The organism is Methylocaldum sp. GT1TLB (assembly GCF_051027445.1).
GTDB lineage: Bacteria > Pseudomonadota > Gammaproteobacteria > Methylococcales > Methylococcaceae > Methylocaldum.
On sequence record NZ_CP194898.1, the window covers coordinates 2,578,814 to 2,601,866 of the forward strand.

Consider the following 23,053-nt stretch of genomic DNA (forward strand, 5'->3'; position numbering starts at 1 on the left):
AAACCTTTCAATCGCCTCATTGTGAGCCAGTTCTCTCCTTTTCTGAATCGTTGGTTGAGCACCGTTGGACCCGATAGAGCCGTATCGACTTTGGCCGAACTGATGGGCGGCGCCGTCTTCGTCGTTAACGCAAAAGGCGAAATTTTGCTATGGAGCCGTGGAGCAGAGCGCCTGCTCGGCTTTTCCAGCGAGCAAGTGCTGGGACAACCTTGTAGCTCTGCCATCCGTTGCCGAGATCGCGATGTTCGAAATAGCATTGCCCAAGAAGGAAGGATCGACGGCGTTTCGATTGAACTCGATCATGCACAGGGCGGAACCGTCCGCGTCAAACGCTCGGCCCAAGCTTTCTTCGACGCCCAAGGGCGTTTTGCGGGAGCGATCGAAATGCTTTGGCCGGCAGAGGCCGAGCCCAGAACGAAAAGCATCGGACTGCAAGCGGCGGATAAAGCGGAAGTCTTTCATGGCCTCATCACCCGCGATTCCGCCCTCAAGCAAGCCTTCCAAATCATCCGCAACGTCGCCCAGACCGAAGCAACGGTTTTGATCCGGGGCGAATCGGGCACCGGCAAGGAATTGGTCGCTCAAGCCCTGCACGAGGAAAGCCATCGCCGCAGTCATCCGTTCTTAGCCATCAACTGCGCCACGCTTAGCGCCAATCTGTTGGAAAGCGAGCTCTTCGGGCATGTCCGCGGCGCATTCACTGGCGCGATCAAGGATCACCAGGGACTGTTCAAACGCGCCGACGGCGGCACGATTTTCCTCGATGAAGTCGCGGAACTCCCGCTGGAACTGCAAGCCAAGCTGCTGCGCGTACTCCAGGAGAAAACCTTTATCCCGGTGGGCGGCGATCATCCGATCACCGTGGACGTGCGCATCGTCGCGGCCACCCACCGGTCGCTGCGCGAGGAAGTCAAGGCCGGACACTTCCGCGAGGATTTGATGTACCGCTTGCGCGTGGTCCCCATCTTTCTGCCGCCGCTGCGGGCACGGCGGCAGGACATCGGTCTTCTGTTGCAGCACTTCATCGACCAGCACAATCTTCACGGGCCGCGCCGTATCCAGAGCATCGAACCGGAAGCCATGCGGGTGCTTTTGGATCATCACTGGCCCGGCAACGTGCGCGAACTGCAAAATGTCGTGGAATACGCCTTTGCCGTGGGACGGGGCGACGTACTGCAGCTGGACGATCTGCCGCCCGAATTTCGAGAAGAGCCCCTATCGCCGACGGTCGCCGACTTGCCGGTAACGGAAAACGAGGCCGATCGCATTCGCCGAGCCCTGGCATCCGCCCATGGCCATATCGACCGCGCTGCGCAATTGCTCGGCATGAGCCGAGCGACCTTTTGGAGAAAGCGGAAGAAGTACGGGCTGTGAAAGAACTGCGATATCGTTGCCGTTACGAGCCGGCATCGGCGACGAACTCGATGACCGTCGCGCGTGTTTGGGGGATCGAACTCGGCCATGGACACGACAGCAGCTCCGCGATCAACGCGGGATTTCCCAGACGATCGCTGTTGGTCGCCTACTCTCACGGGACCGTCAGATCGGGATAGCAGAAAAATTCACCCGAGGTCATCCGAACCTTGACCTCTCGAAACGTTCGAAATCCGTAGCCTCACGCTGCGCGAGCTTCGCGACAACGTTATAATCTCGCCGTTTTTCTCTTCTTCACGCAACGGGAACATCATGTCCAACCAGACTGTAAAAAAGGTCGCCCTCGCCTACTCCGGCGGGCTCGACACCTCTGTCATCCTCAAGTGGCTGCAGGAGACCTACGGCTGCGAAGTCGTCACCTTCACCGCGGACATCGGCCAGGGCGAGGAGTTGGAGCCCGCGCGTGCCAAAGCTCAGGCTCTCGGCATCAAAGAAATCTACATCGACGACCTCAAGGAGGAATTCGCCCGGGATTTCGTGTTCCCGATGTTCCGCGCCAATGCGATCTATGAAGGCGAATACCTCTTGGGAACGTCGATTGCCCGACCCTTGATCGCCAAGCGTCTCATCGAAATCACCAACGAGACCGGGGCCGACGCCATCGCCCACGGCGCTACCGGTAAGGGCAACGATCAGGTCCGGTTCGAATTGGGCGCTTACGCGCTGCGGCCCGACATCAAGATCATCGCCCCTTGGCGGGAATGGGATCTGAATTCGCGCGAGAAGCTCCTGGCCTATGCCGAGCGGCACGGCATTCCGATCGAAATGAAACGTGGCAAGGCATCGCCTTATTCCATGGACGCCAACCTGCTGCACATCTCCTACGAAGGCGGCATTCTCGAAGATCCATGGGCCGAACCCGAGGAAGACATGTGGCGCTGGACCGTGTCCCCGGAAAAAGCAGCGGACAAACCGACCTATATCGAGCTGAGTTACGAGCGCGGCGACATCGTAGCTATCAACGGCGAATCGCTCTCACCCGCACAAATCCTGGCGAAGCTCAACCAACTGGGCGGCGCTAACGGCGTCGGCCGCTTGGATATCGTCGAAAACCGGTACGTCGGCATGAAGTCCCGCGGCTGCTACGAAACACCGGGCGGCACCATCATGCTCAGAGCCCATCGCGCCATCGAATCCCTCACGCTGGACCGCGAAGTAGCACATCTGAAGGACGAACTGATGCCCCGCTATGCCAGCCTAATTTACAACGGCTACTGGTGGAGCCCGGAACGTCTGATGCTGCAAGAACTAATCGACGCCTCGCAGGCGGCAGTGAACGGCGAAGTCAGAGTGAAGCTTTACAAAGGCAATGTGACCGTCGTCGGCCGCAAGTCCGACAGCAACAGCCTGTTCGACATGAGCATCGCCACGTTCGAGGACGATCGCGGCGCGTACAACCAGAAAGACGCGGAAGGGTTCATCAAACTCAATGCCTTACGCATGCGGATTGCTGCGAAAAAAGGTCTGAAGTTCGTCTAAACGAAAAAAGCCCGTGGTCTTACCGCGGGCTTTAAGAATTCCGTTGGGCGGGAGAGTGAGACCGCCCAGGAAAATGTCTCTTAGCTGATTCCGTATTTCTGCATGCGATAAAGCAAAGTATCCCGTGAGATTCCCAAAAGCCGGGCCGAGCGGCTGCGGTTGCCATTGGTCCGCGCCAAGGCCTGGCGAATCAGATCCATCTCGACTTTTTCCAGATCGATGCCCAGCTCAGGCAAGTCAAATACCGGCTTCTGCGACGGCACCCTATTGACGATCTCCAGAGGCAGATTGCCCTCATCGATAGTCCGCCCGGCCAGCAGGATGGACAGTCGCTCGCACACATTGCGAAGTTCTCTGACGTTGCCAGGCCAGGAGTAAGTTGCAAGCCGGCTGAGAGCCGCCTTGCTGAACGAAGCCTCCGGAAGCTTATGCTCTTCGGCAAACTGCGTCATAAAGTGCTGCAGCAGCAACTGGATGTCGCCCATGCGCTCGCGCAACGGCGGTATCTCGATCGGAACGACGTTGAGACGGTAATAGAGGTCTTTACGGAACTCTCCCCGCGCAATCTTTTCCTGAAGATTGGCATTGGTCGCGGCGATAATCCGGACGTCTACGTTCAACGTATGGGTTTCGCCGACCGGCTGAATCTCGCCGGTCTCGAGGAAGCGCAGGAACTTCGCCTGCAGAGCCATGGGCAGAGAATCGACTTCGTCGAGGAATACGGTACCCCCGTCAGCGGCTTGAAGACGGCCGGTTTGACCATTCACCGCACCGGTGAACGAGCCTTTGCGATGCCCAAACAATTCCGACTCGGCCAACGCCTCGGGAAGTGCGGCGCAATTCAGCGTGATGAAAGGTTTATTTGCACGAGGACTATGTTCTTTCAAAGCATGCGCCAGCACCTCCTTGCCGGTACCGGTCTCTCCGACGACCAAAACAGTCACGTCGGTCGCGGCAATCATTCTGGCGCTGCGCAATAACGCCTCGAAATTCGGTGATTGGCCGATCAGCTTCTCAAACATAATCTCACCCTCCTCCTTCTTTTAGGAACCTATTGTATGGCGAACCATGGGGTTGAGCCAAGGGAATGCCGCCAATAGGGCCAAGACAATCAGAGTGACCCCTGCCGCCTGGCGAAATTTCTTCATATTGGACAACCGCACCATTAACGAGGTCATTATACCGACGCCCATGACGGCAGGCAAAGTACCTATGCCGAACGCCAACATGGTGAAGGTGCTGCGCACCACATCTCCGGTCGTCGCGGCGAGCGCCAACGCGGTATAGACCAGACCGCACGGCAGCCAACCCCAAATCATGCCGAAGATGAAAGCCTTGGGCAAGGTCTCCACCGGGATCAGGCGCCGGCCGTAAGGCTCGATTCTTTTCCAGATGATTCCGCCGGCCTTCTCGATGTAAGCGAATCGCGGAAACCAGCCGGCGATATGCAGACCCGCTCCGGCCATGATCAGTGCGGATATGATTTGCAAGATGCGATGCCCGTGCCCTTCTCCGAGCGGCATACTGAGAACATGATGAGCAAGACCCGCAAGCAGCCCCCCCAACGAGTAGCTGGCTATGCGCCCCAAGTTGTAGCTGAATACGAAGGGCATGAGCAGGGATTTTTGCTCGCGGATTTCCCGCCTCAAACTCAGGGTCAGCGAACCGATGATGGAACCGCACATCCCTAAGCAATGCAGGGAACTGAAAAGCCCCATCAGCAGAGCTACGAGATAGGACGTGCTGAACGCGGTTTCGAGATGGTGCATAAGGGGGCGAACGATAGCACAAAAACTTATAGGTATAACAGATCGGGCTTAACGATAAGCTGCCTCGGCGCGTATCCTGGAGAGCCCTTCGTCAGGCAACGTTCAGGCGAGTCGACGGGAGCGAATCGGGGGTCCCACAGTCAGATTAAGAACCGCCATCGCCGGAGAAATTCCATGAAACTGCGTTTTGCTGCTGTTTGTCTTCTTTTCGCGAGTCTGGCCACGCCGGCAGGAGCCGCGACTCTTTATCGTTGGACGGATAATTCGGGCACTGTCCGCTACGGCTATCATCCACCCGCAGGCATGAATGCGACTCCGGCCGAGGACGAGCAGCGAAACCTTTATAAAGGCCCAATCGACGCGGTCTGCCGAAATCTCGCCAAGGACCATTTGCGGCGGATCGATCGGGAAATGGATCGAATAAAGAAGATGCCGGCCGGTTTGGGACCGGAGTACGAATTGACGCCTGCGGCCAAGCAAGAGTTGATTTTGGACTTGCTCGCTCATCGCGCGGCCCTATTGAGCGGCAGGAAGGCGTCCGAATTCAGGTCTCCGAGCGGGCAGGACATGGAACGGCTGAAGGAAAGATATCAGGGGGAAAAAGCCCGCTTGCAGCAAGCTTTGGAATCGAAAGACGAAACGATTCAAACCCAGCAAGATCAACTGGAACGGGCACGCCGGAAGGTCGAGGCCGCAAGGCATATCCCGATCGCGCCATATCCGATAGTGGTTCCGGGAAGCGTCCACCGCCGCTAATAGTCGACTATGGACGGATCAGTACCTTAAGGACGCCCGGCCTCTTGGCCAATTCGAAGGCTTCGACCGCACGAGCTAGAGAATATTCCGCATCGATCAACGGAGAGGGATCAACGGCTTTCTGCTCCAGCAAGCGCAGGGCCGAGTCGAAAGGACCGCAGCGAGAACCGAGCAGCGAAATCTCGTCCACGACCAAGGAAGAAAGATTCACGTTTACGCTGTCCCGATAAGTCGATTTCAACACCAGCGTGCCGCGCGGGCGGACGGCGCGCCGGGCAAGATCGAAACCGGCCGGCGAACCGGTCGCCTCGATGACGATGTCGTAATGTCGAGCGGGAATCTCGTCTTCGGCAATCAACCGGATTCCCCGACTCAGAAGCAGCGCTTTCTGCCGGGGATGTCGCGCCGAAACGCACAAATCGCAGCCGGTAAGCGTCAGCGTCTGAACAATGAGCTGTCCCAATCGGCCCGCTCCGATCAACAATATTCGATCGCCGGCATTTATCGATATTTGCCGCTGAATTTGCAGCGCCGCGGCGAGTGGTTCGGCAAAGACCGCCGCCTCATCCGGCACGGTGTCCGGCACCCGATGCAGATTCCGCAAAGGCAAGGTGAGATATTCGGCGAATGCGCCGCGCCGATCGCGGATACCGAGCACGGTACGGCGCGCGCAGTGGGTAGGAAGATTTCGCCGGCAGATCTCGCACTCTCCGCAAGAGACATGGATTTCACCGACTATCCGGCAGCCTATGAGCGTACCATCGGGCGAGTCGGCGACTTCGCCGACGAATTCATGTCCGGGAATGCCGGCGTAAGGATAATAACCCCGCACCAACTCCAAATCCGTGCCGCAGATGCCCGCGAGCCGCACCCGAACCAGCGCCTCGCCTGCGGGCGGGACGGGAATGGAAAGATCGTTACGAATGGAGAGCCGTCTGTCTTCCAGCCAAAGGGCTTGCATAGCGGGACTCGCGAGACGACAAGCCAGAGCTGACGTTTTAACTCGCCACCCTTCTGAACACGTTTTCGATCTGCGCCTGCACCTTTTCCGCCGCTTCGCGCGGATTGTCCGCGTCCCGGATCGGACGACCGACGACGATGTAATCAGCGCCATTCAAGAAGGCTTGCTCGACCGTCACGACCCGCTTCTGGTCGTCCGTCGGACGGTTTTCCACGGGACGAATGCCGGGTGAAATGACCAGCAGCTTTTCGTCGATCTCCCGCCGCAATGCGGGAACCTCAAGGCCCGAAGAAATCACGCCGTCGCAGCCCAAGGCCAAAGCGCGCCGGGCGCGGGAGAGAACCAAGCGCTGCACGTCGCACTCGAAGCCGAGATCCCTGAGATCGCCTTGATCGAGGCTGGTCAATACCGTGACGGCCAGAATCTTGAGATTGCCCTTGGCTTTCGCAGCGGCTTCCATGATCGCATCGTTGCCGTGCACGGTGGCGAATTCGACGCCATGGGCGCTCAGGGCTCTAACTGCCCGCGCAACCGTTTCCGGCACGTCGAAAAACTTGAGGTCGGCGAAGATCTTCTTGCCCCGCTTCTTGAGCCATTCGATCAATTCGAAGTAGTCGCCGGCCATGAACAGTTCCAGCCCGATTTTGTAAAAACTCACCGAATCGCCCAAGGTTTCCACCAGATCCTTGGCTTCGGACATGCTCGGCAGGTCCAGCGCCATGATGAGGCGGTCTCGGGAGGGAATGGGCTTTTTAGAAAGGGTGTCGGTCATGCTGTTCCTCGTTTTCGGGTCGTTCGGCCGCTGTGGTCTCGGTGTCGGCACTGCGATTGCTAGAATAACGCCTCCTCGAACCTAGGAGTCGCGAATGGTTTCCGTGCTGATGCAGATGGCCGTATTAATCCTGTGCGGCGCAATGTGGCGCATTATACGGCCTGGCGGGCTGGATGCCGATCAAACTCGCTTGGCGCTGACCGCTGTGGTATTTCATCTTTTGCTGCCGGCGCTGGTGCTTTCCGTGCTGTGGACGGCCGATTTAGGTATGGAAACGCTGAAGATTTCACTATTCGGCGCGGGAATCATTCTGTTCGGCATCGCCATCACCTGGCTGGCCGCCCGTCTCATCAAGCTGGCACCGCAACGCCTGGGCGCCGCGATGCTGAGCATCGCTTTCTCGAACGTAACCTACATGGGGCTTCCCGTGCTGGAGCAGACCTTCGGTGCTTGGGCACGCACCATCGTTATTCAAATCGATTTGTTCGCGTCCATGCCGCTGGTTTTTACCCTCGGTATCCTGATCGCCCGGCACTACGGTACGACGAACTCGGAAAACGGTTCGATGCTCCGCTCTCTCCTGCTCAATCCGCCGCTCTGGGCCGCGGCGGTCGCACTAGGCCTGAATTTCGCGGGCGTGGCGCAACCCGCCTGGATGGAGCGGTTTTTGATGGGCTTGTCTGCGGCCGTCGTGCCTCTCATGCTGATTTCACTGGGACTCGGCCTGCGCTGGAATTCCTGGCACAGCCGTAACCTGCCGCTCGCTTCGGTTGTCGTGGCGTTCAAAATGGGCGCCATGCCGTTGTTCGGTCTGGGGTTGGGGCTCTCCCTGGGATTCGAGGGCGATACTCTGACAGCACTCGTATTGGAGGCCGCCATGCCGAGCATGCTGCTCGGCGTCGTTTATTGCGACCGCTACCGGCTCGACACTTCGTTCTACGCCCTGGCCGTCTCGCTGACCACGCTCTTCGCCATGGTCTCCCTGCCCTTCTGGCATCATCGGGTGGCCGCCATACATTCCGGACATTGATCATGCAAAGACCTGTCGCAGAAATCTTTTCGCAAGGGGATGAAATCGTCACCGGCGAAATCACCGATACCAATTCGGCCTGGCTGTCGCGAAAGTTGACTGCACTGGGGTTTGACGTGGCCCGGCATACCGCGGTCGGCGACCGGCTGGAAGCGTTGGTCGATTTGCTCCGCGAAATCGCCGGGCGCGCCGATCTATGCATTTGTACCGGCGGATTGGGACCGACCTGCGACGATCTCACCGCCGAAGCGGTCAGCCGGGCTTTCGGCCCGCCCCTCGAACTGGACGAAGACGCGCTGGCTCAGGTCGAGTCTTATTTCACGAGGCTCGGACGCGCGATGCCGGACATCAACAGGAAGCAGGCACTCCTCCCGCGCGGCTCGGAGCGTCTCGACAACCTTTGGGGCACCGCTCCCGGCTTCGCTCTCACGGCCGGCCGTTGCCGCTTCGTCTTCATGCCCGGCGTGCCCGGCGAGATGAAGGCGATGTTCCGGCGCTGGATCGAACCGGATCTGCACCGTCGCTTTCGGTTGCGTCCGGCGCGGCTGGTGGTATTGAACACTGTGGGCATGGGCGAATCGAGTCTACAGGAGCGTCTCGATCGAATCGCCTTGCCGCCCGAGGTAAAACTCGGCTTTCACGCGGGAGGGCCAGAAAACAGGGTCAAACTGCTGTTTCCCGCCGATTTCTCCGAGACCGAGATCAACGACATCGCAAAACGCGCCGCCGACGCAATCGGGGATGCAGTATTTGCTATCGGCGGCTCAGGGGAAGCGGAAAACGCCATAGCTTCGGTGGTCGGCCGCGAACTCGCCGCGCGCCGGTCGACACTTCATGTCGTCGAAACTCTGAGCGGAGGCAAGCTGGCCAACCGCTGCGCCGGCGAGCCCTGGTTCCGCGGAGCGGTCGTGATCCCGGATTCGGCCGGCCTGTGCCGATATTTCGGCGTGGAGCCGTCCGACGATCTTGCCCGGGCCGCAGCATGGATTGCCCCGCGTCTACGGGAGCAAGGCGCGGATCATGCGCTTGCTCAAATCGCCTACTACGCCCGCGACAAGCTACACGACGAAACCGCAACGATCGAAGTCCATTTCATCCTTGCGGCTCCCGATGGCGTCTGGCGGCAAACTCGGACTATAGGCGGCGGTACCGCACGTAAACAATCCACCGCCACGGCGCTTAGTTTCGATCTCTTGCGCCGGTACTTCCAGAAAAAACCAGGTCTCCACGCCTTGTAAATCGGCACGAAGCGGCCGTCTCAAGCCCTGCTGACGACTCGTCGCTCGGTCAGCAATCGGTTCAGCACGGCGCGATTCTTAAGAAGATCCGCCAACGTATACCGATTCAGAACTTCCTGAAAGGCCGAGACCGCTTCCTGGAGTACCTTTTTCAGGGTGCAGCCCGGAATGATTCGGCACAAACTGCGTCCGGGATCAAGGCATTCCACAACGTGGAAGTTGCTCTCCATGTGGCGTACGACCTCGCCGATATTGATCTCCTCGGGAGGGCGTCCGAGCTCTATCCCGCCATGCTTTCCGCGCGTGCTCTTGACATAGCCCTTTGCGGACAGCTCCTGAACGACCTTCATCAAATGGTTGTGAGACATATCGAACACGCTGGCGATCTCGGCGATAGTCACCATGCGTTCGGTATGTATGCCGACATACATCAGCACTCTTAAAGCGTAATCGGTGTAACGGGTCAGCTGCATTTAGCACCTCGAATGGACAATTAGAGCCGTTTTACGATACCGATTGGCTTAAGGCAAATGCGGCACAAAAGTTTCGACTCAATAATTTATTGACTTTTTCGGTCATGCCGTCTTGAAATATAAACATGCATGTGCGATACATTAGAACCGTAATCATGTATTTAATATGCATGATAAACAAGATGCCATAAGAGATGCATCAATTTTTTGGGCCGACGTCAGGTCCGGAAACGGACTGGAACCCTTTATTAGGAGTGTGACTATGAGTCTCTCGTGTATTCTCCGACGAACGTCATCGTTTCTCTCATCACCTTTGCTGTTGGCGATCTTTTTTATCCCGATCGCGCAAGCGGAGTATGTCCCTGCCAAAACCGATTCGGTTTCGGGGAGCACCCATCGCATCACCTTGCGTGCAGCCCCCTTACCGTCCGGGCAATTCGGCTATCAGATGGTGAGCCATAAGATCCAGACTGCTGGTGGCCAAACCGAGGATGTCACTGCGCGGTACAGCGACAAGCCGACCATTCCGGGCCCTGCCATCGTCATGACCGAGGGCGATGTTGCGGAAATCACCCTGGAAAACGGCATCCCCAACACCGATCAGCCCGTCAGCCTGCACGTGCACGGGGTGCATTTCGATATCCGCAGCGACGGCACGATGAAGATGCTCAACGGCGTTGCCGACGAAGCCGCCTTCCCCGGCAAGCCGTACACCTACAAATGGACCGCAGCGCCGGGTACCGCCGGCACCTGGCCGTATCACGACCACACCTTCGGCAATCCCATGCTCGGAGCCGAGGACAAGGGACTGTTCGGTACCCTGATCGTCAATCCGCGTAGCGGAAAGGTGCCGGCACTCATCAACGGCAAGATCGAGGATGTGAATGTCGGCGATATCAAACGCGAGTTCGTCCTGTGGATGCACGAAACGACATTCTGGGGGATGGAAGTCAATAACATCCTCAAGGGCAAGCAGGTTCCGCTGTGGACCAATCCCACGGTGGGCGCGCGTCTCGGCGAGAAAGTCCGCTTCCACGTGATCGGGCTGGGAACCGCCTTCCACACCTTCCATTTGCACGGGCACCGTTGGCTCAACCCCGGCACCACCCATGTCGTCGATACGGTCAACATCGGACCGATCAGCCGCGACACGTTCGTCGTCCAAGCCGGCGAAGGCGTCGGCACTGGCGACTGGCACTTCCACTGCCATGTCATCCAGCACATGCAGGCCGGCATGATGGGTGACTTCAAAGTCGTCAAGTAAGCTCTATCAAAATCACATCAAAACAAGAGGTTATGAATATGAATAAGTTTCGCAAACTGACCACCGCCATTGCCGTGAGTCTCGGAACCATGAGCTTGACGCCCATCGTGAGCGCCGAAACAGCCTCGTCCGAAGACGACGTCATTCTCAGCGTTCCGGGCGTTATGCCGGTCGGCGCGCTGGAAATGACCGACGAGCCCGGTCGGTGGTTCAAAGACCCGACGGATGGCGACAGCCTGGTCGTGGTCAAACCCGGCGACGCGGTCTTGATCAAGATGACCGACGTCAACGCCGAACACACGATTACCAGCCTGCTGTGGCAGCCCGGCGCCGCCAAGTTCCCGGTCGACCAGGACAAGCCGTCGAGCGCCAGCGTCACACAAACGTTCGATAAACCCGGCCTGTACGTATTTACCTGCAAGGTCCATCCCTACATGTTTGGCGCCGTCGTAGTGGATGACCCCAATACGGAAGGGCTGGATCTGGGCAGCGAAATCCAGCTCGTCACCGGGGCAAAAGTGCCGACCACCAGCGATATCGCCAAGAAGCTGCTTCGGACCTTCTTCGTTGCCACCACGCCCTCGCTCTGGCGTGACTACTCCAAGCCGAACTGGGACCTAAAGCTGCCGTCCATCCCCCTGAATCTGGGCGGAACCGTCATCAGCCTGGATGCGCTGAACGTATCCATGCCGAACAAGTTGTCCAATCCGGCTACGCCCGGTGTCGGCGAGGTCTGGGTGAACGCTCAGTTCGAGACCATCAAGGGCAAGAGCAAGCCGGGTTCCGCCACACAAGTTGACGCAGCGAACTGGACCATCAAGAAAAAGGTCAAGGGCGTCGACATCAATATGAACAATCCCCACAACATGTGGACGGACAGGTCCTACAAGTACATCTATCAAACCGAATGGTTCGATAAGCGCTTGGTCACCTTCGACCGTGAAACCGGACAGATTTACGGCGCTCTGACGGTCGGCCAATCGCCTTCTCATGTCATGTCGCGACCGTCGGATGACAGCCTGACCGTGGCACTCAACGGCGAAGACCGCGTATTGAAGCTGACCGGAGGCAAGCACCCGACGGCTCAGGACAGCGTTAACACTGGCCCGAACTCCGGACCCCATGGCCATCACGTGACCCATGACGGCAAATACGCGCTGACGCCGAATGCCTTGGCGGGCTCGGTATCGATCGTCGATCTGGACAGCGGCCAGGCCTCCACCGTGCCGAACGTCGGCGTGATTCCCATCGCCATCTGGGGCGACGCGACCGACAAGGCCTATGTAGCCAACCTGCTCGGGACACCGCCGCTGCTCAGCACTCTGAGCGTGATCGACATCAAGAGCAAGCAGAAGATCAAGGACATCAATCTCGCTGCGGATTACGATCCGATCAGCGGCAAGACGACCGGCGAGGCTTACGGCTTGCTGCCGATCCAGACCCCGATCAGCCCGGACGGAAAATACGTGGTCACGGCCAATACCCTGAGCGCGACCATTACCATCACCGACACGTCGACTCACAAGGTGCTCAAGAGCCTGCCCTGCGAACCGGGCTGCCATGGCGTCAATTTCGGCATGAAAAAAGGCGGAGGCTACTACGCCTATGTCGCCAGCAAGTTCGCCAACGACCTCATCGTGGTCGACATGGATAAGCTCGAAATCGCCGGCCGCGTGATGCTTGCCGACGTCAAGGATGCCGATATCGTCGGCAACAACGGCATGGGCGGCCAAGGCGTCCTGCCGCTGCCCGTCGCCGATCACGGCTGGATCGAGCAAACTGCCAAACTGTCGGGCTCTGGCCAGCTCAGCGCCGAGGTCGAGTCTTGGCTGGGCGCTCTGACGACCGCTCAACGCGGAATTGAATTATCCGGAAAGATGGTGCAATCGGAGGGCAAGCACTGATCCGGAAACGGTTCCTCTTTTTCCAAAGTTAGGAGCTCTCCGCCCGCTCAAGCGCACTACGGCGCTTGAGCGGGCGTCTTTTCGTTTCGACGACACCCCTTCACACGCTACCCCGAGTCGCGGATTCGGCCGCAGACTCGACTTTATTCCGGCTTTCACGGATACCAAGACTCACGAGCCCTCTCTAACGGTATGATCGGGGGATCCGTCAGGAGGAGATTCAGTGATGCCTTTCACTCGCCGTCTGAAATTCTCGGTCGCGCTGCTGTGCATCGGACTCTTCGGCACAGCGGCTCACGCCGACGAATATGCCGCCAAACGCCAGGCTCTGATCGATGAAATCCGAAGCGAAACCCGCTGGGTCAGCAGCGAAATCGGCAAAACCGAGTTGGATGCCCAGGTCCTGGCCGCCATGGGGAAGGTTCCCCGGCACGAGTTCGTGAGCGAGGATCTGCGCAGTATCGCGTATGCGAACCGGCCTTTGCCCATCGGTTACGGACAAACCATTTCCCAGCCTTTCATCGTGGCGCTGATGACCGATCTGCTGCGCGTCAAACCGGATGAAACGGTGCTCGAAATCGGCACCGGTTCCGGCTATCAGGCGGCCGTCCTGGCGGAATTGGCCGAGCGGGTCTACTCCATCGAGATTGTGCCGGAATTGACCCAAATGGCGACGGAACGTCTGAAACGGCTGGGCTACGCCAAGGTTGAGACCAAGACCGGCGACGGCTATTACGGCTGGCCGGAACACGCGCCTTTCGATGCCATCATCGTCACCGCCGCCCCCACGCAAATTCCGCCGCCGCTGGTGCAACAGCTCAAGCCGGGCGGCCGCATGATCATACCGGTCGGCGGACAATTCCTGCTGCAGTATCTGGTGCTCGTCGAGAAAAGCGAACAGGGCAAGATCTCGACTCGGCAGATCGTGCCGGTGCAATTCGTGCCTTTGACGGGCGCTCATTAGACATGGTCGATTCCGCGATCGAATCTCGCCGCGACGAGGAGCGCGCGCGCCATGAAGCGCCGCCGCGGCTGCTCTTGCTCTCCGTTTCGCTGATTTCGGCTGCGGCGCTGGTCTATGAAATCCTCTTGATGCGGCTTTTTTCCATTATCCAATGGCATCACTTTGCCTACATGATGATCAGCTTGGCGCTGCTCGGCTACGGCGCGAGCGGAACGTTCCTGACGCTCGCACGGGAATATTTGTTGCCCCGTTTCGGTGCCGCATTCGTTCTCAACGCGGCTTTGTTCGGCTTGAGCGCGACATTGTGCTTTCTGGCCGCGCAGCAAGTGCCCTTCAATGCGCTGGAAGTGCTTTGGAGTCCGCGGGAATGGGGGCATCTCGTTCTGATCTACCTTATCCTGACGCCGCCCTTCTTTTTCGCGGCCAACTGCATCGGCCTGACCTTCCAGCGCTACAAAGCGACGATAGGCCGCACCTATGCGGCCGATCTCTCGGGAGCGGGAACAGGCGCTTTGGCGGTCGTTCTTCTGCTGTTCCTGGTGTTTCCGTTGAATGCGCTGGTCCTCGCGAGCGGAGCGGGATTTGCGGCCGCGTCCTTGGCCTGGATTGCGTTGGGAATGCGTCCCCGCGAACTGATCGCGCCTTTAGTTGCGGTGATTGCCGCTCTGTGGCTTCTGGTTCATTGGAGCGGTGCGGAACTCCGGCCGGTGGAATACAAAAGCCTCTCCCAGGCATTGCGCGTGTCCGGAGCGGAGCGAATCGAGGAACGTTCCAGCCCGCTCGGGCTGCTCAGCGTGGTGCGCAGCCCCGAAGTACCGTTCCGCCATGCGCCGGGGCTCAGCCTGAACAGCCCGGTTCCGGTGCCGGAGCAACTGGCGGTGTTTACCGACGGCGAAGGCATGAGCGCCATCAATCGTTGGGATGGAAGCCGAGGCAGCCTCGCTTTTCTCGATTACGTGCCGTCCGCCCTGCCGTATCACCTGTTGCCCCGGAAGCCGAAAGTCCTCGTTTTGGGCGCGGGAGGGGGCAGCGAGGTGCTTCAGGCGATCTATCACGATGCGGAACGCATCGACGCCGTGGAACTCAATCCGCAAATGATCGACCTGGTATCCCGCGATTTTGCCGATTTTGCCGGGCAGGTTTACGGTCAGCCCTCGGTTCGCGTACATGCGGCCGAGGCGAGGAGTTTCGTCGCCGCGTCGGCGGAGCATTACGATTTGATTCAAATCGCCTTGCTGGACGCCTTCAACACCTCGTCGGCGGGTTCGTATGCACTGAACGAAAGCTATCTCTATACGGTTGAGGCCCTGCAAGCCTATTTGGCGCACCTGAGATCCGGAGGTTTTCTGGCCATCACCCGCTGGGTCCGCCTGCCGCCCCGTGACGAGATCAAGCTGTTCGCGACCGCTGCCGATGCCTTGGCGCGTTCCGGCGCGAGCGCGCCGGAACGGCGCTTGATCTGGATCCGCGGCTGGCAGACCAGCACCCTGTTGATCAAGAACGGCGAAATTTCCGATCCGGAGATCGCCGCGCTGCGGCAGTTCTGCGACGAACGCTCATTCGACCTTGCCTACTATCCCGGCATCGAAGCACAGCAAGCCAATCTCCACAACCGGTTGAAAGAACCTTATTTCTTCGAAGCGGCGACGGCCTTGCTGAGTCCCGAACGGGAATCGTTTACAGAGCGCTACAAGTTCGATGTCCGTCCAGCCACCGACGACCGGCCGTATTTCTTTCACTTCTTCAAATGGCCGCTTCTAGCGGAAGCCTTCAAGCTGAAAGGGTCGGGAGGACTTTCGCTGCTCGACATGGGCTATCCGATCCTGCTGGCAACGCTGCTCCAATCAGTGATCATCAGTACCTTGCTGATCCTGGCCCCGCTCGGGGTCTTGATGCATCGGAGCGACGGCGGGCTGAAAAATAGCCGACGATCCCCGGTTTTCGGCTATTTCTTCGCGATCGGCCTGGCATTCATGTTTACGGAAATCGTTTACATACAGAAATTCATTCTTTACCTGGGTCATCCGCTCTATGCCGTGGCGATGGTACTCGCAGGATTTCTGATCTTCGCCGGACTGGGAAGCCGATATGCGGCGAGGATTACGCCCCAACAGGCCGGAATGCATATTTCTCGGGCTACCAAAGCGATTATTGCCGTCTCCGCAGTTTATTTCTTAACGCTACCATCGCTGTTTGATGTATCCATCGCCCTTCCCGCCCCTATCAAAGTGACGGTCGTCCTCGCCCTTATCGCGCCGTTGGCGTTTTTTATGGGCATGCCTTTTCCGCTAGGGCTTTCGCGGCTGGCGGCCGAGGCGGAGCGGCTGATTCCCTGGGCTTTCGGAATCAACGGCTGCGCATCGGTCATCGCCGCCATTCTGGCCACGGTATTGGCCATTCACGTCGGTCAGTTCTGGCTATTGGTCGCCGCCTTGTCGCTTTACGGACTGGCGGGTTTTGCGGGGCCCCATCGGGGTTGAGATCGATGCACCGGCTTTCCGACGTTTCGGCCGGCCCGTGCCACGCTCAGGAACCCAAATGTCTCCGTCACGTCTAAGATTCGGATAGGAATGTATCCGCCGCTTTGCTTCAAGGATGAGAGGCGGTCTTTTGGTTGAGTTCATATTTTGCCGATACGAAGCCCAAGCTTCGCAAGGACGCGAGGTTCTGTCATGAAGTATCTGCTTGTCATCGTAATGTTATTGCTGGCCGGGTGCGCCCCGATATTACGCGAGGAACCCTTGACCAGCCGGATCTATCCCCCAACGGCCGAGATCGATATTCTGGATTCCTGGCCCGAACACAGGGCGTTCATCGAAATCGCGGAGATTACGGCCCGTGCCGACCGGGAGGCCGTAGGCGCAATCGTCGATCGAGCCAAAGCGGCCGGTGCCGATGCCGTCCTCTTCGGACCGCCCTACCATTACGGCGATGTGGTCATATTGTTTGCCGGCGGCAACATCGGCGGACATCAGGCGGGAGGGATCAACACGGTTCCCATGACGCGAATCCAGGCTCGGCTGATCAAATATCTGCCATGACCGATGTCGTCCACGATCCGATCACTGGCAACTCGAAGTCTTGAACTGTGACCCGGTATCCGGCTTCCTCAGCCGATGCTCGGCAATCACGCGGGTGATGTCCTCCAGCCTCACCGGCTTGATGAAGTGGTGGTCGAAACCGGCCGTGAGGCAGCGGTAACGGTCCTGATCCTGGCCGTAGCCACTGATGGCGATCAACAGGGCCTGCCGGATCTGAGGCATGGCGCGCAACTTCTGCGCCACTTCGCAGCCGTCCATCACGGGCAGCCCGATATCCAGCAAGACCACATCCGGGGCGAATCTCTGCGCAATCGCGAGAGCTGTAGGGCCATCCGACGCCCGCTCGACCTCGCATCCTTCCAACTCGAGCAGCAAAGACAATCCCTCGACGGCATCCGCATTGTCGTCAACCACCAGCACGCGCAGCGCAGCGCGTTTCTCCGCATCGGTATCGTCCTCTGGCTTGGCTGTCGACTGCTCCGCCGGCTTATCGCATAGCAACGGCAACCGGACGATAAATTCGGAACCCTTGCCGATACCCTCGCTCTTTGCCTCGACACTGCCGCCGTGCAAATCGACCAATTGTTTCACAAGGCTGAGCCCGATGCCCAACCCACCTTTCGCACGATCCAAAGAACGGTCGGCTTGGGCGAAAAGGTCAAAAATGCGGGGCAACACCTCCGGACTGATCCCGACACCTGCATCCCGCACCCGGATGACGGCCTGTCCGTTCTCCGTTGCCGCCGTCAGCCAAATCTGTCTGTTCGGCTCGGAATATTTGGCGGCATTGTTGAGCAAATTCGATACGACTTGCGCGATTCGGATCTGGTCGCCTTCGATCCAGACCGGCTCGGAAGGCAGGGATAGGCTGATGCTGTGGCCGTGAGCCTGAATCAGCGGCCGGCTCGTTTCCATGGCGTGGTTGACGATGGTGGCCAGTTCCAGCGGCTGCTTGTTCAAGGTGACCTTTCCGCGGCTGATGCGGGACACGTCCAACAAATCGTCGACCAGCCGGGTGAGATGCTTCGTCTGCCGCTCGATGACATCTCTGGCCCAAGCGTACTGCGGTCCGTCGCCGCTGGTTCGATGCAGGATCTGTACGGCGCTCATGATCGGCGCCAGCGGGTTGCGCATTTCGTGCGCCAGCGTGGCCAAGAATTCATCCTTTTGCCGGTCGGCGGCAGTCAACTCTTCGGTCTTACGGATCAGCTCATCCTGTAGCTTTTTCATTTCGGTAATGTCGAGATTCATGCCCGCCCAGGCCGTCACCTTGCCTTCGGCGTTCCGGATCGGGACGCCGCGACTCAAAATGTGTCGGTAAGAGCCTTCCGCGCTCCGGATACGATATTCGTAATCCCAGAAGCAGCCGGTTTTGACGCAGTACCTCCAATGATCCAGGATGGGCTGCAGGTCCTCCGGATGCACACGCGAGGTCCAACCGACGTGTATGCACTCGTCCAGCGTCATCCCGGTCATTTTCAAGAACGAATCGCTCAAGTAGCGGATATCGCCGTTCGGCTCGCAGATCCAGGCTCCGAAAGGGATCGACTCGCCGATCGCACGATAGAGCGCCTCCGATTCGGCGAGAGCAGCCTCCGCGCGGCGGCTTTCAGTGACATCCCGAAAAATCAGAATCACGCCCAATAACCGGCCGTCCATGCCTCGTATGGGCGCAGCGCTGTCGCTGATCGGAATTTTCCGTCCGTTTCTCGCAATCAGCACCGTATGATTCGCGAGACCGACGACGGCGCCGGTTCTCAGTACCTTTTCGACGGGGTTTTCGATCGGATTGAGCGTCTCCTCGTTAACGACGCGAAACACGTTCTCCAGCGGCTGGCCGCGCGCTTCATCCTGAATCCATCCGGTCAGCGATTCCGCAGTCGGATTGAACAGTTCTATACGACCCCCGGTATCGGTGACGACGGCCGCATCGCCGATGCTGGTCAAGGTCACGACAAAACGATCGCGCTCGACGCGGAGCTGTTCTTCGGCCTGCTGGCGTCTGAAAATCTCGTCCTCCAATCGCTGTCGCGCCTGCAACTCGCGCCGCACGAGCCCGGTGCGCCATAAATGGACCAGTAGGACGATGGCAAGTCCCACTACGACAAAAGCGCCTAGCGGAATCCATTCGTCAGCCCCCTCGCCCCTCGGCGAACCAACCGGAGTTATCGCGAGATAAGTACCCAGCACGGCGCCCGATAACGTGGCCAGCAGCCCTGGGCCGAATCCGCCGTAAAGAGCGCCTATCAGCACCGGCAGCAGAAAGGGCATCACTATGGGCGCGCCTTGATACGATGGGCGCAGGAGCAATATGGCCAGCGCTACGGCAACCGCTGCGCCGAACGATAGGGCATACGCCGATACGGACGAGAGCTTGGAGTGAACCATGACGAGAATCCTGTCTCCATCAAATGGCGAGATTCCGGTTAGCGGATATCGCACCCGGGCAGCGGCCATGCCGGGCAATCCGCATCGTCGGCCCGATGTTAACACGGTTCGGCCGGCGAATCGCTCGCATCACTCATCGCCCGCCAGTGAACCCCGGATAGTCGGCTAAGCCGCCTATCCGCCGAGTTCAAGAAAATGAACGTTTAGCGCCTTGGAAACAGCATCCTCGCCGCGGCCAAGGCACGAAAGCCAAGATTTAAGTCAAACCGCTCTTCAGCCGCTCCATGGCCTTCTGAAGATTGGCCATGCTGGTGGCGATGGAGAGGCGCACATGACCCGGAGCGCCGAAAGCGGAGCCCGGAACCACGGCGACGCCGCCGTGCTCGATGAGATGCTCCGATAGGCCCAAGTCGTCGGAAATTCCCGGCATGCGGTCGATCACGCCCTGCACATTGGGAAGGACATAGAAGGTCCCGTCGGTTTCGAGACAGGATACGCCGGGAATGCTGTTCAACTCGCTCACCACGTAATCGTGCCGTTCCTTGAAGGCCTTGACCATCTCGCCGATAAAGGACTGATCGCCGGTCAAAGCGATTTCTGCGGCCACCTGAGAGATGGACGTGGGGTTGGATGTGCTTTGCGACTGGATATTGGTCATCGCCTCGATCAGCTTCGCGGGTCCCGCCGCATAGCCGATACGCCAGCCGGTCATGGAATAGGCTTTGGATACGCCGTTCAAGACCACGGTGCGGTCGTACAGCTCCGGGCAGACATTGAGAATATTGCAGAAGCTGCCGGCCTTCCAGACGATGTGCTCGTACATGTCGTCGGTGGCGACAACCACGTCCGGATAGTCTTTCAACACCTCGCCGAGGGCTTTAAGCTCCGCTTCGCTGTACGCCATGCCGGTCGGGTTGGACGGGCTGTTGATCACGAACAACCGGGTTTTCGGCGTCAGCGCCGCCTTGAGTTGGGCGGGCGTGATTTTGAACTTCTGCGACTGCGGCGCGTCGATAATGACGGGGACGGCGCCTGCCAAAAGCACCATGTCCGGGTAGGACACCCAGTACGGCGCCGGAATGATGACTTCGTCGCCCGGATTCAACAGCGCTTGCGCCAGGTTGTAAAAGCTCTGCTTGCCGCCGCAGGATACCAACACTTGCTTGACGTCGTAGTCGAACCCGTTTTCCCGCTTGAACTTTGCGACCACCGCCTTCTTGAGGCCGGGCGTACCGTCGACCGCCGTATATTTGGTGAAACCGTCCTGAATGGCCTTGATGGCAGCCTGTTTGATATGCTCGGGGGTATCGAAATCCGGCTCGCCGGCTCCGAGGCCCACGATGTCTTTGCCGGCGGCGCGCATGGCGGCCGCTCTCGCGGTCACGGCCAAGGTAGGTGAGGGTTTGATCGACTGTACGCGGTCGGAAAGTTTAATGTTCATTGTGTCGAGTTAAAGATTGGTCAAATAGGTCAGGCTTTATGCCGCAAAAAATGATACTCGATGAAACCTTGCCCCTGAATCCCACCAGGGGAAAAAGTTTCGATCTTCATAGCCAATTCAAGCCGTCCGGCGATCAACCGGAAGCGATCCGGCAACTGATCGAAGGTCTCGGCGACGGCTTGTTACACCAGACTCTCTTGGGCGTCACCGGTTCCGGAAAAACCTTCACCGTCGCCAATGTCATTCAGGCCGTGCAGCGCCCGACGCTGATCCTGGCGCCGAACAAGACGCTGGCCGCCCAGCTTTACGGGGAAATGAAGGAATTTTTCCCGGAAAACTCCGTGGAATACTTCGTTTCCTATTACGACTACTATCAGCCAGAAGCGTACGTCCCGGCTTCCGATACCTATATCCAGAAGGACGCCTCGCTCAACGAGCATATCGAGCAGATGCGCCTGTCGGCCACCAAGGCGCTGATCGAGCGGCGCGACACGATCATCGTGGCGACCGTGTCCTCAATCTACGGCTTGGGCGAGCCGGCCTCCTATTTCAGCATGGTGCTGCATCTGGTGCGCGGGGACATGATCGATCAGCGGACGATCCTGCGCCGCCTGGCCGAATTGCAATACACCCGCAACGAAACCGAGCTGCGCCGCGCCACCTACCGGGTGCGGGGCGATGTGATAGACGTGTTTCCGGCGGAATCCGAAAGGGAGGCGCTGCGCATCGAGTTGTTCGACGACGAGATCGAACGGCTATCGCTGTTCGATCCCCTGACTGGGGAGATCATTTCCCGCATCGCCCGCTACACGGTCTATCCCAAGACCCATTACGTCACGCCGCGGGAAAAAATCATGGAAGCCGTGGATCAGATCAAGGCCGATCTCAAGGTACGGCTGGAGGAGCTGCGGTCTTTGAACAAGCTGGTGGAAGCCCAGCGGCTGGAGCAGCGCACGCTGTTCGATCTCGAAATCATGCTGGAAGTCGGCTATTGCTCGGGCATCGAGAACTATTCGCGCTATCTCTCCGGCCGCGCGCCGGGCGAACCCCCGCCCACCCTGTTCGATTACCTGCCGGCCGATGCCTTGCTGGTGATCGACGAGAGCCACGTCACCATTCCGCAGCTCGGCGCCATGTACCGGGGCGACCGCTCGCGCAAGGAAACGCTGGTGGAGTACGGTTTCCGCCTACCCTCCGCCCTGGATAACCGGCCGCTCAAGTTCGAGGAGTTCGAGGCCCGTTCGCCGCAGCGCATCTACATTTCGGCGACGCCGGGACCGTACGAACTCAAGCATTCCGGAGCCGTCATCGAGCAGGTGGTGCGGCCTACCGGCCTGGTGGACCCCGAGGTTGAAATACGCCCTGCCCTGAGCCAGGTGGAAGACCTGCTTTCGGAAATTCGCGAGCGCATCGCCCGCAGCGAACGGGTGCTGGTCACCACGCTGACCAAGCGCATGGCGGAAGATTTGACCGAATATCTGTTCGAGCACGACATCGCCGTGCGTTACCTCCATTCCGACGTCGAAACCGTGGAGCGCGTCGAGATCATCCGCGACCTCCGGCTCGGTCGGTTCGACGTGCTCGTGGGCATCAATCTGCTGCGGGAAGGTCTGGACATCCCCGAAGTCTCGCTGGTCGCCATCCTCGACGCCGACAAGGAAGGTTTCCTGCGGTCTACCGTTTCGCTCATTCAGACCATCGGCCGCGCCGCCCGCAACCTTCGCGGGAAGGCAATCCTCTATGCGGACACGGTCACCGGCTCGATCCAGCGGGCGATCGAAGAAACCGAACGCCGCCGTGCCAAGCAGATCGACTACAACAAGCGAACGGGCCTCACCCCGACCGGTATCTCGAAGCGCGTGACGGACATCCTGGAAGTCCCGATACCGGGCGCTTTACAAACGGGTTCCGGGAAAAAGAAGCTGGCCAAAGTGGCCGAGAAAGGCGCCGACTACCACGCGGTAAAACCGGCGGAAGCCGCCAAGCTGATCAAGCAGCTCGAAGAAAAGATGTACACCCACGCCCGCGAACTCGAATTCGAGGAAGCGGCACGATTGCGCGACGAAATTCGGCGGATTCAGGCGGAAGTGTTTTCCGGGGCATAGGCGTACGCTCAAAAGCCGCTCAAAGACAGTAAGA

At 59.0% G+C, this 23,053-nt stretch carries 18 protein-coding genes; 11 read left to right on the forward strand and 7 right to left on the reverse strand.

Annotated elements, in window-relative coordinates; translation table 11 throughout:
• Positions 1 to 54 precede the first annotated feature (54 nt).
• Together ACR2R1_RS11195 and ACR2R1_RS11200 are read left to right on the forward strand one after the other, a co-directional pair.
• Complete coding sequence (locus ACR2R1_RS11195; protein ID WP_240502380.1) at positions 55 to 1,374, forward strand: sigma-54 interaction domain-containing protein; 1,320 nt, start codon at positions 55 to 57, stop codon at positions 1,372 to 1,374.
• 312 nt (positions 1,375 to 1,686) lie between these two features.
• Positions 1,687 to 2,913 (forward strand): argininosuccinate synthase, encoded by a 1,227-nt coding sequence (locus tag ACR2R1_RS11200; protein ID WP_156880191.1) that lies wholly within the window; start codon positions 1,687 to 1,689, stop codon positions 2,911 to 2,913.
• Positions 2,914 to 2,993: 80 nt separating this feature from the next.
• On the opposite strand, the gene ACR2R1_RS11205 is transcribed toward ACR2R1_RS11200, so the two are convergent.
• Both ACR2R1_RS11205 and ACR2R1_RS11210 read right to left on the reverse strand, forming a co-directional pair.
• Positions 2,994 to 3,935, reverse strand: a complete 942-nt coding sequence (locus ACR2R1_RS11205) for a sigma-54 interaction domain-containing protein (RefSeq protein WP_434110140.1) — start codon at positions 3,933 to 3,935, stop codon at positions 2,994 to 2,996.
• 21 nt (positions 3,936 to 3,956) lie between these two features.
• Entirely contained in the window at positions 3,957 to 4,682 is a 726-nt protein-coding gene (locus ACR2R1_RS11210) for a sulfite exporter TauE/SafE family protein (protein WP_240502381.1), read from the reverse strand.
• 174 nt (positions 4,683 to 4,856) lie between these two features.
• Here ACR2R1_RS11210 and ACR2R1_RS11215 point away from each other — a divergent pair, with 174 nt between their 5' ends.
• Positions 4,857 to 5,438 carry a DUF4124 domain-containing protein gene (locus ACR2R1_RS11215; RefSeq protein WP_434110142.1) on the forward strand — a complete coding sequence of 194 codons (582 nt, stop codon included), beginning with the start codon at positions 4,857 to 4,859 and terminating at the stop codon, positions 5,436 to 5,438.
• 7 nt (positions 5,439 to 5,445) lie between these two features.
• Here ACR2R1_RS11215 and ACR2R1_RS11220 read toward each other — a convergent pair whose 3' ends face one another.
• On the reverse strand, positions 5,446 to 6,399 hold the full coding sequence (locus tag ACR2R1_RS11220; RefSeq protein WP_434110144.1) for an MDR/zinc-dependent alcohol dehydrogenase-like family protein: 954 nt from the start codon (positions 6,397 to 6,399) through the stop codon (positions 5,446 to 5,448).
• Between the two features lie 37 nt (positions 6,400 to 6,436).
• Entirely contained in the window at positions 6,437 to 7,171 is a 735-nt protein-coding gene (gene pyrF, locus ACR2R1_RS11225; RefSeq protein ID WP_434110146.1) for an orotidine-5'-phosphate decarboxylase, read from the reverse strand.
• Positions 7,172 to 7,265: 94 nt separating this feature from the next.
• Here pyrF and ACR2R1_RS11230 point away from each other — a divergent pair, with 94 nt between their 5' ends.
• The gene (locus ACR2R1_RS11230; RefSeq protein WP_156880199.1) at positions 7,266 to 8,201 is read left to right on the forward strand and encodes an AEC family transporter; all 936 of its coding nucleotides are present in this window, start codon (positions 7,266 to 7,268) and stop codon (positions 8,199 to 8,201) included.
• 2 nt (positions 8,202 to 8,203) lie between these two features.
• Positions 8,204 to 9,439: a competence/damage-inducible protein A gene (locus ACR2R1_RS11235; RefSeq protein ID WP_434110148.1), complete on the forward strand. Its 1,236-nt coding sequence runs from the start codon at positions 8,204 to 8,206 to the stop codon at positions 9,437 to 9,439.
• Between the two features lie 20 nt (positions 9,440 to 9,459).
• Here the strand turns inward: ACR2R1_RS11235 and ACR2R1_RS11240 are convergent, their stop codons facing one another.
• Entirely contained in the window at positions 9,460 to 9,912 is a 453-nt protein-coding gene (locus ACR2R1_RS11240; protein ID WP_133717683.1) for an Rrf2 family transcriptional regulator, read from the reverse strand.
• Positions 9,913 to 10,174: 262 nt separating this feature from the next.
• Here ACR2R1_RS11240 and ACR2R1_RS11245 point away from each other — a divergent pair, with 262 nt between their 5' ends.
• From ACR2R1_RS11245 to ACR2R1_RS11265, 5 genes are all read left to right on the forward strand, one after another.
• Entirely contained in the window at positions 10,175 to 11,176 is a 1,002-nt protein-coding gene (locus ACR2R1_RS11245) for a multicopper oxidase domain-containing protein (protein WP_077728396.1), read from the forward strand.
• 38 nt (positions 11,177 to 11,214) lie between these two features.
• Positions 11,215 to 13,080: a hypothetical protein gene (locus ACR2R1_RS11250; protein WP_156880203.1), complete on the forward strand. Its 1,866-nt coding sequence runs from the start codon at positions 11,215 to 11,217 to the stop codon at positions 13,078 to 13,080.
• A gap of 226 nt (positions 13,081 to 13,306) precedes the next feature.
• Positions 13,307 to 14,044 carry a protein-L-isoaspartate(D-aspartate) O-methyltransferase gene (locus tag ACR2R1_RS11255; protein ID WP_077728397.1) on the forward strand — a complete coding sequence of 246 codons (738 nt, stop codon included), beginning with the start codon at positions 13,307 to 13,309 and terminating at the stop codon, positions 14,042 to 14,044.
• 2 nt (positions 14,045 to 14,046) lie between these two features.
• Entirely contained in the window at positions 14,047 to 16,524 is a 2,478-nt protein-coding gene (locus ACR2R1_RS11260) for a spermidine synthase (protein WP_434110151.1), read from the forward strand.
• A gap of 192 nt (positions 16,525 to 16,716) precedes the next feature.
• Positions 16,717 to 17,085, forward strand: coding sequence for a hypothetical protein (locus ACR2R1_RS11265; protein WP_347257648.1), 369 nt, complete (start codon positions 16,717 to 16,719; stop codon positions 17,083 to 17,085).
• A gap of 21 nt (positions 17,086 to 17,106) precedes the next feature.
• Here ACR2R1_RS11265 and ACR2R1_RS11270 read toward each other — a convergent pair whose 3' ends face one another.
• Positions 17,107 to 19,473, reverse strand: coding sequence for a PAS domain S-box protein (locus ACR2R1_RS11270; protein ID WP_434110153.1), 2,367 nt, complete (start codon positions 19,471 to 19,473; stop codon positions 17,107 to 17,109).
• Positions 19,474 to 19,729: 256 nt separating this feature from the next.
• Complete coding sequence (locus ACR2R1_RS11275) at positions 19,730 to 20,914, reverse strand: pyridoxal phosphate-dependent aminotransferase (RefSeq protein WP_077728401.1); 1,185 nt, start codon at positions 20,912 to 20,914, stop codon at positions 19,730 to 19,732.
• Between the two features lie 50 nt (positions 20,915 to 20,964).
• On the opposite strand from ACR2R1_RS11275, the gene uvrB reads away from it, so the two are divergent.
• Positions 20,965 to 23,019: an excinuclease ABC subunit UvrB gene (gene uvrB, locus ACR2R1_RS11280; protein ID WP_156880314.1), complete on the forward strand. Its 2,055-nt coding sequence runs from the start codon at positions 20,965 to 20,967 to the stop codon at positions 23,017 to 23,019.
• The last annotated feature ends 34 nt before the right edge of the window (positions 23,020 to 23,053 follow it).

Coding starts and splice junctions, on each gene's coding strand:
- ACR2R1_RS11210 (WP_240502381.1), bottom strand. CDS start 4,682: ATGCACCATCTCGAAACCGCGTTCAGCACGTCCTATCTCGTAGCTCTG.
- ACR2R1_RS11215 (WP_434110142.1), top strand. CDS start 4,857: ATGAAACTGCGTTTTGCTGCTGTTTGTCTTCTTTTCGCGAGTCTGGCC.
- ACR2R1_RS11250 (WP_156880203.1), top strand. CDS start 11,215: ATGAATAAGTTTCGCAAACTGACCACCGCCATTGCCGTGAGTCTCGGA.
- ACR2R1_RS11240 (WP_133717683.1), bottom strand. CDS start 9,912: ATGCAGCTGACCCGTTACACCGATTACGCTTTAAGAGTGCTGATGTAT.
- ACR2R1_RS11220 (WP_434110144.1), bottom strand. CDS start 6,399: ATGCAAGCCCTTTGGCTGGAAGACAGACGGCTCTCCATTCGTAACGAT.
- ACR2R1_RS11275 (WP_077728401.1), bottom strand. CDS start 20,914: ATGAACATTAAACTTTCCGACCGCGTACAGTCGATCAAACCCTCACCT.
- ACR2R1_RS11265 (WP_347257648.1), top strand. CDS start 16,717: ATGAAGTATCTGCTTGTCATCGTAATGTTATTGCTGGCCGGGTGCGCC.
- ACR2R1_RS11230 (WP_156880199.1), top strand. CDS start 7,266: ATGGTTTCCGTGCTGATGCAGATGGCCGTATTAATCCTGTGCGGCGCA.
- ACR2R1_RS11205 (WP_434110140.1), bottom strand. CDS start 3,935: ATGTTTGAGAAGCTGATCGGCCAATCACCGAATTTCGAGGCGTTATTG.
- ACR2R1_RS11260 (WP_434110151.1), top strand. CDS start 14,047: ATGGTCGATTCCGCGATCGAATCTCGCCGCGACGAGGAGCGCGCGCGC.
- ACR2R1_RS11200 (WP_156880191.1), top strand. CDS start 1,687: ATGTCCAACCAGACTGTAAAAAAGGTCGCCCTCGCCTACTCCGGCGGG.
- ACR2R1_RS11270 (WP_434110153.1), bottom strand. CDS start 19,473: ATGGTTCACTCCAAGCTCTCGTCCGTATCGGCGTATGCCCTATCGTTC.
- uvrB (WP_156880314.1), top strand. CDS start 20,965: ATGATACTCGATGAAACCTTGCCCCTGAATCCCACCAGGGGAAAAAGT.
- ACR2R1_RS11245 (WP_077728396.1), top strand. CDS start 10,175: ATGAGTCTCTCGTGTATTCTCCGACGAACGTCATCGTTTCTCTCATCA.
- ACR2R1_RS11255 (WP_077728397.1), top strand. CDS start 13,307: ATGCCTTTCACTCGCCGTCTGAAATTCTCGGTCGCGCTGCTGTGCATC.
- ACR2R1_RS11235 (WP_434110148.1), top strand. CDS start 8,204: ATGCAAAGACCTGTCGCAGAAATCTTTTCGCAAGGGGATGAAATCGTC.
- pyrF (WP_434110146.1), bottom strand. CDS start 7,171: ATGACCGACACCCTTTCTAAAAAGCCCATTCCCTCCCGAGACCGCCTC.